Here is an 11,822-nt window from a genome sequence, read left to right as displayed (position 1 = left end):
GGATGAGGATGCAGTCGAGCGTGCGGGAGGAAGAGGGCCCGCTGCGCTTCGGTGTGCTCGGCCCGCTCACGGTCCATCGTGGCACCATGCCCATTCACCTGGCCGCGGCCAGGCACCGGATGGTCCTCGGTGTGCTGCTCGCAAAGGCGAATTGCGTGGTGAGCAGCGAGCAACTCATCGACGAGTTGTGGCCCGGAATGCCGCCCCTCACCGCACGTAAAACGATACAAGGCTATGTCTGGAGGATCAGGCGCGGGCTGCGACTGCCGAGCAGTCAGCTCACGACGATCGCTTCCGGATACCGGTTGTCGGTGACCGCGGACTCTCTGGACGCCCTCGAGTTCGAGCACCTTACGGACGCCGCGGGAACCGCCCTGTCGGACGGTCGGAGAGAGCACGCGGCCACATTGTTGTCCGAGGCCCTGGGGCGGTGGCGCGGGCTGGCCTTCGACTGCATACCCGCCGCACCCGCCCTGCAGGCGGAGGCGGCACGACTGAATGAGGCGAAACTGAAGGCATACGAAGACCTCGTCACCGTCCGGATAGGCATGGGGCAGTGCTCCGGGGTGATACCGCGGCTGACCGGAATGGTCAGCGCGTATCCGCACCGGGAGTCCATGCACAGGCTGCTCATGATCGCCCTCTACCTCGACGGCCGGCCGCTCGACGCGCTCGATGTCTTCGCACGCTTTCGGCGGACGGCGGCCGCCGAGTACGGCCTCGACCCCCACCGCGAAACGACGCTGCTCCACGAAAAGATCCTGCAGGGGGTGACGCTGTGAGCGCTGCACGCGCCGCCGGCCCGCGGCCCGCCGACAGCCCGCTGCTGCCGGAACCGCTGGGCGCCGAGGCCCGGGCCACGGCCAGGGAGATCATGCTGAGGCTGGCCGACAGGGACGCGGTGTCCGAGGCCGCGACCACGGTCCGCAACGAGGCGAGCCGGCCCATCTGGGACGACGGCGTGTCGATGTACGGGGGCGCCACAGGACTCGCCCTGGCCTTCTCGCATGCCGCGCGGGTGCTGGATCGGGCCGCCGACGACTGGATCCTCTACGCGGGCAGGTGGCTGCGGCAGGCCGTCGCCTGCACCCGCCAGGCTCCTGTGACGAGCGCGGGAATCGCCGACGGCACCGCCGGGCTGGCGCTGGCGCTCAGCGATCTCGCCTCCCACGACCGTCGCTACGCCAAGAGCCTGCACACCCTGCACGGGCAGATGAGGGAACAGGTCGGTGAAATGTCACGGCGGCCGGCCGGTTCCCTCTCGTTCCGTGTCTACGACACCATTTCGGGAGCGGCCGGAACTCTGGGCAGCCTCAGTTCGGTGTCGCCCGCCGATCCGGTCATGGGCCCCTGCGTACGCGAACTGTCCGAGCAGCTGATCGGTCTGTGCGAGCTCGATCACGACAAGGACCGGTGGGCGCCCTGGTGCATTCCGCCGGAGAACCAGCCGCCCAGAGATCTCGGCAAGTATCCGCACGGCTACGTCGATCTCGGGCTGGCCCACGGGATTCCCGGTCCCCTGGCCGCGCTGAGCCGGGCGTGGTCCGGCGGCCACCGTCCCAGAGGCTCGCGCGAAGCGATCCACAGACTGGCCACGCAGTTGGTTTCGGTGGTCCAGACGAACTCGTCGGGCCTCTTCTGGCCCAGGGTCATGCCGTTCGACGAGTCCGGGGCCGTCACCCCGCACATGTCGAGCATCGGCGGGCCCACGTACTGCTACGGCTCTCCGGGGATCTGCTCCGCGCTGCTCGACGCGGCCGACGTGCTCGCGGACGACTCCGTACGTGACGTCGCCGTCAAGGGTTTCGAGGCAACGCTCCGGCGTGTCCTCGGTGGAGGTGCGGCACCGGTGTACCCCGGCCTCTGCCACGGCCTCGCCGGACTGGTTCTGGTGTGCCGGAAGTTCGCGCACCGCACGGACTCGGATCCGGCGAGGGCCGCGCTCCCCGTCCTGACCGAGGAACTGCTCGGCCGGTGCGATCCCCGATCGCCGTTCGTGATCCGGGACTACCTGGCGCCGGTCGCGGCGCCCGAACCGGGGGACGCGCCGCAGGGAACGTGGGTCGACAACCCGGGACTGCTCGAAGGGGCCGCGGGCGTCGCCTTGGCCTTGATGTCGGCGCCGTCGGCCGCCCCGCCCGGCTGGGCCCGCGCCCTGCTGGTGGACTGAGCATCTTGGGAGGCGAGCACATGGTGCGAACGGCGGACGGCCGCCATGCCCGCGGAGACCATGGCGGGAAGTCGCTGTACGTGTCATCCGGCTTCTTCATGCTGCGCGCTCCGGTTCTGCACGCGCACACCTTGGAGAATCTCGGCGCACCCGCCGCGGATGAGGCGGAGGCCCCGTGCACAGAGTCGTCGGACGGCTCGCTGGGCGAGCGGCGGGCCGAGGGCCGGAGGGCCCTGCTGGCGCTGGCCGGCCAGGCCCGTGTCAGGCAGGCGCTGCACGTCGCGAGTCCCGCCCTCGGCAGGGCCGTCGAGCAGACGCGGGAGGGGGAGGGGGCAGGGCGCCGGAAGGCCGACCGCACGTACTCGGCGCTGCTGCGCTATCTCACCCGCATGTCGACACGGCCGACTCCCTACGGGCTGTTCGCCGGGGTGTCGGCGGGCGCCTTCACCGAGCGGACGTCCGTGCTGCTGGACGACGACCCGGTCCTCCTGACCCGGACCCGGGCCGACGGCGCCTGGCTGCACACGGTGATGAAGGAGGTCGAGGACGACGAGAAGGTCCGGGATCGGCTGCCCGTCCGCGTCAACGATCTCGCGTACAGGGCCGGAGGGGTCCTCGTCCTCTTCCGGCACGACACCCGGTCCGGGCGGGCCGGGGACCGGGTCGAGATCAGGCTGAACCGGCCGGTCGAGGCGGCCCTGGACCTCGCTCACGCCGGCCCGGCGTTCGGTGAGCTGGTCGCCGGCCTCGCGGACCTGTTCCCCACGGTGTCCCAGGAGAAGATCCGCGTGCTGCTCAACCGGCTGTGGGAGCTGCGGATTCTGCAGAGCGGCCTGAGGCCGTCCCTGACCGAACCGGTGCCCGAGCAGTACCTCATGGAGCGCCTGACCCGCCTCGACATCAGCCCGGACGTCGTGCTCGGCCTGCGGGAGACGAGGCGGCTCACCGACGAGGTGGACCGCCGCGGGGGCCGGGCCACCACGGGGGCACTCGAAGCGCTGTCGGCGCACCAGCGCGACCTGACACCCGGGTTCACCGGGGCGACGTACCGGCAGGACACGGCGCTCGCCGCGACGGCCGAACTGTCCGGAGACATCGCCTCGGCCGCGGCGGACGCCGCCGAGACGCTGATGCGCCTCGGGTGTGTCCGCCCGCGACCGCGGCACATCGCCGAATATCACCACAGGTTCCTCGAACACTACGGAACCGACTCCGAACTGCCCCTGCTCGACGCTCTCAGACCCGAGACCGGACTGGGTCCTCCGAACGGCTACCACGCGCCGCCGCGCCAGTTGCCGCTGCCCTCCGGGGCCGCCGAGCCGACCGCGGCGCGCGACCGCGCGCTGATCGAGCTCGCGTCCCACGCGTCGCGGCACGGGCTGCGAGAAGTCGAACTGCACGATGACTGGTTCCGAAGACTGGCCGCGTGGAGTCCCGACGACCCTGTGTGCCGTCCCAGGACGTCGCTCGATCTGTACTTCCAACTGGCCGCGGAGGGGCCGCGTGCGATGGAGGAAGGCGACTGGCGGCTCGTCGTGGGCGCCTTCGGATACACCGGGGGAATGCAGGGCTTCGGCCGGTTCGGCCATCTCCTCGGCGAGGGCTTGGTCAGTGGGCTTCGCGAGCACTCGCGCGCCGAGGAGGAGCTGCGGCCGGATATCGCCTTCGCGGAGCTGAACTACCACCCGCCCGGATGGGCGGGCTCGAATGTGGCGAGGCATCCCGGAGTCCGTCCCTACGAGATCGCCGTCAACATGGAGCCCACACTGCCGCCGGACCGGCGGATCGCGCTGGAGGACATCCTGCTCGGGGCGACGGCCACCCACTTCTACCTGCGCTCCGCGAGGCTGGGCCGGCGGCTTTCGGTGGGGCACAGCCACGCCCTTTCCTGGGTCCAGGCCCCCAACGTGTGCCGCGCACTGCTGGAGTTCTCGGCGGACGGATTCACCCAGGGAGCGATGTTCGACTGGGGGCCCCTCAGCGAGGCGCCGTTCCTTCCCCGCCTCACCAGGAGCAGGACGGTGGTGCACCTGGCGAAATGGACGATCGGCAGGACGAGCTTCCCCGACGGCGACGCGACGGCCGACGACTTCTTCCATGCCTGCCGGAGTTGGCGCGAAACGTGGAATGTCCCCCGTTACGTCTACCTCACGGAGTTCGACAACCGGCTGCTGCTCGACCTGGAGCATCCTCTGTGGGTGGACGAGCTGCATCGCGAGGTGGTGCGGCGGCGACGGGACGCGTGGTCGCGGTCCATCACCCTGCACGAGGCGTATCCCGGTCCTCGTGAACTGTGGGTGCGGGACCGCGCGGGCCGCCCCTACCACTCGGAGATCACCGTCCCCCTGCGGCTGCGGGAGCCGCTCCGCACCGCGGAGCCCCCGGCCGTGCGGCCCCCGCCCGTCACCCGCCGCTGGCTCCCGGGGGACCAGTGGATCCACCTGAAGCTCTACTCGGCCCCCGACCAGCACGACGCCGTCATCGCGGGACCGCTGCACGCGTTCGTGCAGGAGATCCGGGAGTCGGGACTGATCGATCGCTGGTTCTTCATTCGCTACGGCGATCCGCTGCCCCACCTGCGGCTGCGGTTTCGCGCACGGCGTCCCGACGGGGCGGCGGAGCTCATGACCGGATGCGCCGCCTGGGGGCGTGGGCTCGTCGCGGCCGGGCTGGCGACCGACCTCGCCTTCACCAGTTACGACCGTGAGGTCGAACGGTACGGCGGCCCGGACGCCATCGACAGACTGGAGACCGTGTTCTTCCGCAACAGCGACGTCTCCGTCGATCTCGTGCGGCTCGCGCTCGCGGAACCGGCCGCCTTCGACACCGAGATCATCTGCAGCGCCTCGATCCATGCGCTGTATCTGAGCTGGGGCCTTCCCTCTTTTCCTTTTCCGCGCCCGCGGAATGCCGAACGGAAGATGCTCGACGACACGCGGGAGCGCTTCCGGGAGATCCGCCCGCTGCTGTGTGAAGTACTCGCCCCGGGCGAATTTCGCCCGGATGTGCGCGCGGCGGGCTACCGGGCGGCCCTGGAGCCGATTCTCGCGCAACAGCACGACGCCGTCCGGGAAGCGGGCGAGCACATCCGGCTCCTCCGCGAAATGGGGCGGCTCACCGTGAGTGAGCTGAACATCATCGAGAGCCTCGCCCATATCCAGGCGATCCGGCTTCTGGGGGTGGACAGGGAACGGGAGATCCGCTGCCGTGACCTGGGGACACTCGCTCTTCGGGCCATCCGGAACCGCCCGCCGGGGGGACGATCCGCGCCGAGTGGGTGACGTACACCTGACGTACACCGATGCCGTTGGTAATGCGCTGCCGACGTTCGCCACATTGCGGCAACACCACCCGGCAACCGGGCGCAGATAACCTGAGGACAGGTTCCCGGCCCCACAGGAAAGGATTGGCAAGTTGACCACAGAAGCGATCACCCTCGCCCCCGACGACGAGGACCTTTTCGACCTCGATATCCGCGTGTCGGCGATTCTCGATCAGCACACCCCGAGCGCCGGTCCCACCGGCCTCTACAGCTGCTGCAACGTGAACGGCTCGTCGTGCACATGCCCTATAACGATGTGGTCGGACAACCAGCCTGTCCCCGGCTGCTGCTGAGGGCGGCTCGACCGTAACGGCCCGTCCGCTCTCCCGGCGCGTCACCGACCGGCCGGGCATGTCCGAGCAGCCGGATATGCCCGGCCCCCCGGAGGAGATATTCGTGCGCAAGCGATGGGCCGCGCGGCGCGGGTCCCGGCGGACGGCGGGGGACGGGCCGCCGCCGTCGGCCTCGGAGGAGCAGCTGTTCGGAGGACGGCTGCTGTACGACGCGAGTTGGACGCGGCACGACGGCGACTGGTTCAAGCTCGGTGCCCGGCAGAGCGTCGCGGCGCTGCCCCGGTTGCTGGGTGCGGCGGCCGGTCTCGCCTGGCGGGCGGACCGCGGAGCGGTCCTCGCGGTGCTGGCGGCCGAGCTGTGTCGCGGGGCCGCGCGGGCGGTGGGACTGCTCGGCGTCAACGCCGCGCTGGCCGCGCTGCTCGCCGGGGGGACGATGGACGCCCGGCTCCGCTCGGTGATCCCGATCGCGGTCCTCCTCGCCGCCGTGGCCGCGGTCGGCGCGGTGTGCACAGCGGTCTCCGCCCGGTTCAGCGAGCCGCTGGGACCGCGCGTGGAGCGGCTGGTGCGCCATAGCTACCTTGAGCGCTCCAGCCGCGTGGAGATGGTCGCCCTTGAGGACCACGCCTTCCACCGGCTGCTCGAAAGCGCGAAGCTGTCGGCGGTCTCCGCGCGCCGGATGGTCGAGCAGTCCGTCACGGTGATCGGCCTGCTGTTCTCACTGGCCGCGATGGGCGGGGTACTCGCCCGGCTGCACTGGCTGCTCGTGCTGATGCTCGCGGTGATGGTGCTGCCGGGCATGTGGGCGACGCTGACCGTCGCGAGGCACCGGTACGAGTCCTTTCACCGCTGGTTGCAGTACGACCGGGCCGCGGGCACGGTCGCCGATCTGCTGACCGGCACCGACGCCGCCGCCGAGGTCCGGGTCCATGACGCGGGTCCCTTCCTCCTGGAGCACCACCGGCTGATGTCCGAGGCCGAGGAAGCGGAGCAGGACCGCCTCGCCCGGCTCACCGCCCGCCTGAGAATCACCGCCTCCTCCCTGACCGGCCTGATCGCCGTGGCGACCTACGGTCTCCTCGCCGGTCTGCTGTGGTCGGGCGCTCTGGCCCTGGCCGGCGCGGGCACGGCGGTCCTGGCCATCCGCCAGGGCTCCACCGCGCTGGAGAACCTGGTCAGCCGGATCAACGTCCTGCATCGCGAATCGCTGCACGTGGCGGACCTGCGCCGGTTCCTCGCCGAATCCGCCCGACACCTGATCCGCACGGGTGGAGGTCCGCTGCCGCGCAAGGTGGAGGCGATCCGGGTGCGGAACCTCACGTTCACCTACCCCGGAAGCCCGCATCCTGCTCTTCACGACGTCACCCTGACCGTGCCCACCGGCCGTATCGTCGCCCTGGTCGGCGAGAACGGCAGCGGCAAGACCACCTTGGCGAAACTCCTGTGCGGGCTGTATCTGGCCGACACCGGCAGTATCCACTGGGACGACGTCGACGCGGCCACCGCCGACCGCGCCGAGATCTTCGCCCGCTTCGCCCTCATCCAGCAGGACCACGTGCGCTGGCCCATGACCGCGGCGGTCAACGTCGCCATCTCCCGCACCGGGCACCCTGTCGACGAGCGGCGGCTGTTCTCGACCGCCGAGGACGCCGGCGCCGACTTCGTCGACGACCTCCCCCACGGCTGGCGCACCCTGCTCTCGCGCACCTTCGTCCGCGGCGTGCAACTCTCGGGCGGCCAGTGGCAGCGCCTGGGGATCGCCCGCGGCCACTACCGCGAGGCCGACGTCCTCATCGTGGACGAGCCCACCGCCGCCCTGGACGCCAAGGCCGAGGAGCACACCTTCAACCACATCCGCGCGGTGGCCGACCGCGGCCAGACCGTCGTGCTCATCACGCACCGCATGGCGTCGGTCCAGCACGCCGACCTCGTCCATGTTCTCCACAAGGGCCGCCTCGTCGAAAGCGGCACCCCGCACGAGCTCCTGTCCGACCCGGACAGCCGTTACCGCGTGCTCTACGACATCCAGGCCGCTCCGTTCGCCCATGGCCCCCCCCGGACCGGCGGCCGCGCACGACGGCAAGAGAGTCTCTGACGTCGAGGCGGAGTGCCATGGCACCCCCGCGCCGTAGAAGCACCCCAGAACCGCATCCGGGACGTGACACCCGCCCCATCGGGAGTCGGCAATGCCGATGACCACCGGTTCCACCACGTCAGGGTGGATCATGATCTCGTTCTCGAGTTCGACCGAGGAGATCCATGAGCCGCCGGACTTCACGAGATCCTTCGGTGCGGTCGACGATGCGGATGTAGCCGTACCGGTCGATGGTGGCGACGTCGCCTGCCTGGATCGGAACCGGAGTGCCCTTGCCGGGATAGTGGGATTCGGCTTCGACCGCACAGCAGCCGCGAACAGCCATGCCGGCTCGTTGTTGGCTCGGCGGGATCGGTGCGCGACGGCACGGTCTGGCACCGGAATGGGGCTGAACGCGTACAGAACGGCACGCGGCACCACCGTTGGCGCTCTTTTAATCCGTAGGTTGTGGGTTCGAGTCCCACGCGACCCACCCATCTTGACCAGGGAAAACGCGAGAACGCTCCGCTTTGCTCCCCATCCGTTCCGTCCCGTTTCGTTCCCATGTTGGCTCGCGGGGCCGGACCGGGGACGATCATGGTTTCCGAGCGCCGCCTCCATTCACTCAAACCGGACATCTGGCCGGGTGGGTTGGCGGCCCGGGTGGCCGGGCCGCTGTTGGGGGTTCACTGGTCGGTGAGTGCGGGTGGTGCCGGTTCGTCGCGTTCGGGGTCGAGTGGGGTTTTGCGGACCAGGTCGACCGGGAAGGCGGTGATGAACTCGGCCGGTGTCTGCGAGGTGATCGTTGCCTCCCCTGCCACCTCGTTCAACTCGCCATGGATGTAAGCGCGGATCACCCGTGGCGGTTCCCATACGGACAGGTTGCTGATGGCGGGGGCGAACCTGTCGCCTCGGGCATGAAGGCCACGATCAGGCGGCGGTCGGGCGCGAACGCGAACACGTTGCCGGTGCCGGTTTCGATGCGGCACCCGGCGTTGCGAAGCACGCCCAACACGGTGTCGGGCATGCCCGCTTCGGCCAGGTGGCGAGGGATGGTGACCATGGAACTGTTTCCAACCTCGGCTGGCGTGATGGTGCAGGGTGAGGATTGCTTGGACGATGGTGGTCAGCCGGGCTGGTGAGCAGCGAGTGTGGCGCAGGATGTGCCGGCGTTTGAGGGCGGCGGCGCCCTGCTCCCCGACGGAGCGGGTCTTGGCATGGTGCCGGTTGAACAGCTTCTTGCGGCGGCCGAACTTGCGGTGCTTGTGGCGGTGGTAGGGCGTGCCGATGGCGCTGCCGGCGCCGAGGTATCCCTTGTCGGCGTAGCACGCGATCGCCCGTTGGGTGAGCGCGTCGATGATGCCGTGGGAGCGGGCGGCGGTCAGGTCGCCCGTATCGGCGGCCGTCGGCTTGTACATGGCCAACAAGCGGGCAGGTGCGTGGTGCGCTGAAGCGCAGTGACTACACCACCAAACGCGCCCGGATGATTCTTCAGCACGGCTTGTGCGTCGGTGGATCTCGACGTCATCGACGAGCTCGTGCGGCAGCTGAAGCCTTTGGCCCGCGCGGCCGAGGCTGAGCTGACGCGGCGGCGCCTGGCCGAACGCCCGGGCACCGAGCAGGAGATCGCCCGGTTGGGTCGGACCAACCCGTCGGCTTCGCAGGAGCTGGAGGCGCTGTCGCAGCGGTGCGTCGAGCTGGCCCGGCGGGTCGCCGCGGCCGCGCTGCCGGACTGGAACACCCGCAGCGCATCCGGGGACGCTCGGCCCGGCTGCTGCCCGCCGCCCAGGTCCTGGAGGACATCGCTGACCAGCTCCGCCGTGCGGTGCGGGCCTCGCTGGAGTAGTTGCCCCACCCGACCCCGAGGCCGTGCGCTTGGCCGCGCTCGCCGACCAGATCACCATCGCCACGCAGCGCCAGCGGCCGGGGTGCGCCGGCCCCGGCTGCGACCACCAGCCGCAGCCCGCCCCGACCGGACGTCCCGCCGCTACTGCAGCGACGCCTGTCGGTAGCGTGGCCGCCGCCTGCGCACCCGCCAGCCGTAGAGCAACCGCCGTCATGCCGTCGTACCGTCATGACGGCACGACGGCTATGTCCGATCATGGTCTGGTGGGGACACTTGCGCGGGCGGTGGAGCGGCTCGGTTCGGCGGAGATGGGCGTCCGGCTGGACGGCATCGACGCGCTGATGCGCCTGGCCGACGACTCGCCGTCCCCGCTCGAAGGGCCGGCGCGGGCGCTGGAGGCGTTCGTCCGCCGCCGCGCCCCGGCCTCCCGGCTGGACGACCGGCTGATGCTCCCGACGGTCCCCCGCCCCCGGCAGACGGCGGGACCCGAGGCCGATGTGCAGGCTGCGCTCACCGCGCTGGGCCGCGTGCCACGCCAGCACCACTGGCTCGACCTCAGCGGCCTCGACCTCAGCCGGGCGCGTCTCGGCGGCCTGAACCTGAGCTACGCCCACCTGTACGCGGCGGAACTGTGCGAGGCGGACCTACGCCACACGAATCTGCGCAACGCCCATCTGGCGTACGCCGACCTGAGCGGCGCGAGGCTGGAAGGCGCCATCCTCAGCCGCACGGTCCTGATCGGCGCGAACTTGAGCGGCGCCGACCTGCGCGAAGCGGACCTGCACGGCCTCTATCTCTGCGACGTGACCCTGCACGAGGTGGATCTGAGCGGTGCGGACCTTGTCGACGCCGACCTCCGCGGCGTCCGCCTGGACGGTGTGGACCTGCTCGACGCCGACCTGAGCGGCGCGAACCTGCGAGGCACGGTGATGACCGGCGTCCGCGGCATGACGCTCGACGACCTCCAACCGGTGGCATGGACCGACGAGCGCACGTGGGTCGAGGAGCGTCCCGCGGAGCCGGGGCTCGGAGCCGGGAATTGACCAGGCGGGTTTCGGCCGGGGGCGGTGGAGAGGCGGGCGGGTTGCGGAGCTTGAGCAGCAACCGAACGATGCTGATGGCGACCGAGCCCTCTGGCCAGCCGATGAGGCCCGAGACTCAGGTCCGTGTCACCAGGGGCAGAAGCCCCCGTTGGCCGTACGACGGCCAACGGGGGCCCGCCCCATCCTCGCGGACGAGCCGCTACTGGCCGTTCCGATCCTCCCCGCGGGCCACTACCGCGGCTTGAGGCTGAAGCTCCCTTGATACGCACGGGGCCTTCAACGGAGCACGCGCGCTTCACACACCGAGGATGCGCTGTGCGAGCGCGGCGCCTGCCCCGGCCGCCGCGGCGAAGCGGCGGACGAGCCGGAAGAGGGCGGGGCAAGATGCTCTCCGGTGTGCGGTGCGTCGGCCTGAGGGTGGGCGGTGGTGCGGGCGGCGAGGGCGCGGCGGCGGTTGAGGGCGTCGGGTGCGGGCGGCAGTGCGAAGTAGGGCGGCGGTGCCGGCAGCAGGCCGGCGAGCTGGGCGCGGAGTTCGGTGCGTCGCAGGGCGCCCGGCACGATGTCGTAGGGGCGGTCGTAGGCGGCGACGGCGTTGGCGATGAAGACAGCGCGGTGGTGCAACATCGGGATCCGGCCGGTCTGCTCGGCTCGCAGCAGCGACCAGCGGGAGAACTCGAACCAGGGGGCCGCCTGCTGGGCGGTCAGGCCGGCCCAGTGCCGTAGATCGGCCAGTGACGCCCAGCAGGGCTCGATCCCGGCCAGTTGCTCGGGTGCACCTCCAGCGCCCCGGTCAGCGCCGCTGGCCGGGGCGGATCGGGGCGGCGCGCACCGGGCTCGTAGTCGATCAGCTGCTGGCGGGTCGTGCCGCTGCCCACGGTCGCCGCCAGTGCATCCAGGCGCCGACCGCGGGCGTGCCGCGTGCGTCGCAGCGCATCACCGTCCAACCGCGGCAGCCCGTGCATCCCGGCGACCCCCTTTCCCCAGTCCGTTTGGGGGCTTGCCAGGGCGCGCCGCTCCGGTAACCACTCGGATGATCCAGGGAGTCCCCAGGTCCTGCTCCCTTGACCAGGCGGGCGA

Annotated in this window: 11 protein-coding genes; 7 read left to right on the top strand and 4 right to left on the bottom strand. The window is 70.8% G+C overall.

The features are described from left to right. The first annotated feature begins 8 nt into the window (after positions 1-8). From ACFPZN_RS03875 to ACFPZN_RS03855, 5 genes are all read left to right on the top strand, one after another. Positions 9-782 carry an AfsR/SARP family transcriptional regulator gene (locus ACFPZN_RS03875; protein ID WP_378280184.1) on the top strand — a complete coding sequence of 258 codons (774 nt, stop codon included), beginning with the start codon at positions 9-11 and terminating at the stop codon, positions 780-782. Further along, positions 779-2,170 (top strand): lanthionine synthetase C family protein, encoded by a 1,392-nt coding sequence (locus tag ACFPZN_RS03870; RefSeq protein WP_378280183.1) that lies wholly within the window; start codon positions 779-781, stop codon positions 2,168-2,170. The genes ACFPZN_RS03875 and ACFPZN_RS03870 overlap by 4 nt, the downstream gene beginning before the upstream one ends. A 20-nt stretch (positions 2,171-2,190) precedes the next feature. Next, complete coding sequence (locus tag ACFPZN_RS03865) at positions 2,191-5,451, top strand: lantibiotic dehydratase (protein WP_378280181.1); 3,261 nt, start codon at positions 2,191-2,193, stop codon at positions 5,449-5,451. A gap of 133 nt (positions 5,452-5,584) precedes the next feature. Beyond that, the gene (locus ACFPZN_RS03860) at positions 5,585-5,785 is read left to right on the top strand and encodes a hypothetical protein (RefSeq protein WP_378280179.1); all 201 of its coding nucleotides are present in this window, start codon (positions 5,585-5,587) and stop codon (positions 5,783-5,785) included. Positions 5,786-5,888: 103 nt separating this feature from the next. Continuing rightward, the gene (locus ACFPZN_RS03855; protein WP_378280177.1) at positions 5,889-7,877 is read left to right on the top strand and encodes an ABC transporter ATP-binding protein; all 1,989 of its coding nucleotides are present in this window, start codon (positions 5,889-5,891) and stop codon (positions 7,875-7,877) included. Between the two features lie 118 nt (positions 7,878-7,995). Here ACFPZN_RS03855 and ACFPZN_RS03850 read toward each other — a convergent pair whose 3' ends face one another. Together ACFPZN_RS03850 and ACFPZN_RS03845 are read right to left on the bottom strand one after the other, a co-directional pair. After that, entirely contained in the window at positions 7,996-8,202 is a 207-nt protein-coding gene (locus ACFPZN_RS03850; protein ID WP_378280175.1) for a hypothetical protein, read from the bottom strand. 340 nt (positions 8,203-8,542) lie between these two features. Continuing rightward, the gene (locus ACFPZN_RS03845) at positions 8,543-9,274 is read right to left on the bottom strand and encodes a transposase family protein (protein ID WP_378280173.1); all 732 of its coding nucleotides are present in this window, start codon (positions 9,272-9,274) and stop codon (positions 8,543-8,545) included. A gap of 269 nt (positions 9,275-9,543) precedes the next feature. Between ACFPZN_RS03845 and ACFPZN_RS03840 the strand changes: the two genes are divergently transcribed. Both ACFPZN_RS03840 and ACFPZN_RS03835 read left to right on the top strand, forming a co-directional pair. Continuing rightward, on the top strand, positions 9,544-9,702 hold the full coding sequence (locus ACFPZN_RS03840) for a hypothetical protein (protein ID WP_378280171.1): 159 nt from the start codon (positions 9,544-9,546) through the stop codon (positions 9,700-9,702). Between the two features lie 263 nt (positions 9,703-9,965). Beyond that, the gene (locus ACFPZN_RS03835) at positions 9,966-10,745 is read left to right on the top strand and encodes a pentapeptide repeat-containing protein (protein WP_378280170.1); all 780 of its coding nucleotides are present in this window, start codon (positions 9,966-9,968) and stop codon (positions 10,743-10,745) included. A 276-nt stretch (positions 10,746-11,021) separates the two neighbouring features. On the opposite strand, the gene ACFPZN_RS03830 is transcribed toward ACFPZN_RS03835, so the two are convergent. Next, a complete protein-coding gene (locus ACFPZN_RS03830) occupies positions 11,022-11,369 on the bottom strand; it encodes a hypothetical protein (protein ID WP_378280168.1) in 348 nt (115 codons plus the stop codon). Positions 11,370-11,446: 77 nt separating this feature from the next. Then, positions 11,447-11,707, bottom strand: coding sequence for a hypothetical protein (locus ACFPZN_RS03825; protein WP_378280166.1), 261 nt, complete (start codon positions 11,705-11,707; stop codon positions 11,447-11,449). Positions 11,708-11,822: the final 115 nt, after the last annotated feature.

Source organism: Actinomadura rugatobispora (assembly GCF_042656285.1).
GTDB lineage: Bacteria > Actinomycetota > Actinomycetes > Streptosporangiales > Streptosporangiaceae > Spirillospora > Spirillospora rugatobispora.
The sequence above is the reverse complement of the archived record's forward strand: the minus strand, read 5'-3'. Positions and strand labels throughout refer to the sequence as shown.

Coding starts and splice junctions, on each gene's coding strand:
- ACFPZN_RS03875 (WP_378280184.1), top strand. CDS start 9: ATGCAGTCGAGCGTGCGGGAGGAAGAGGGCCCGCTGCGCTTCGGTGTG.
- ACFPZN_RS03865 (WP_378280181.1), top strand. CDS start 2,191: ATGGTGCGAACGGCGGACGGCCGCCATGCCCGCGGAGACCATGGCGGG.
- ACFPZN_RS03850 (WP_378280175.1), bottom strand. CDS start 8,202: ATGGCTGTTCGCGGCTGCTGTGCGGTCGAAGCCGAATCCCACTATCCC.
- ACFPZN_RS03845 (WP_378280173.1), bottom strand. CDS start 9,274: ATGTACAAGCCGACGGCCGCCGATACGGGCGACCTGACCGCCGCCCGC.
- ACFPZN_RS03830 (WP_378280168.1), bottom strand. CDS start 11,369: ATGTTGCACCACCGCGCTGTCTTCATCGCCAACGCCGTCGCCGCCTAC.
- ACFPZN_RS03825 (WP_378280166.1), bottom strand. CDS start 11,707: ATGCACGGGCTGCCGCGGTTGGACGGTGATGCGCTGCGACGCACGCGG.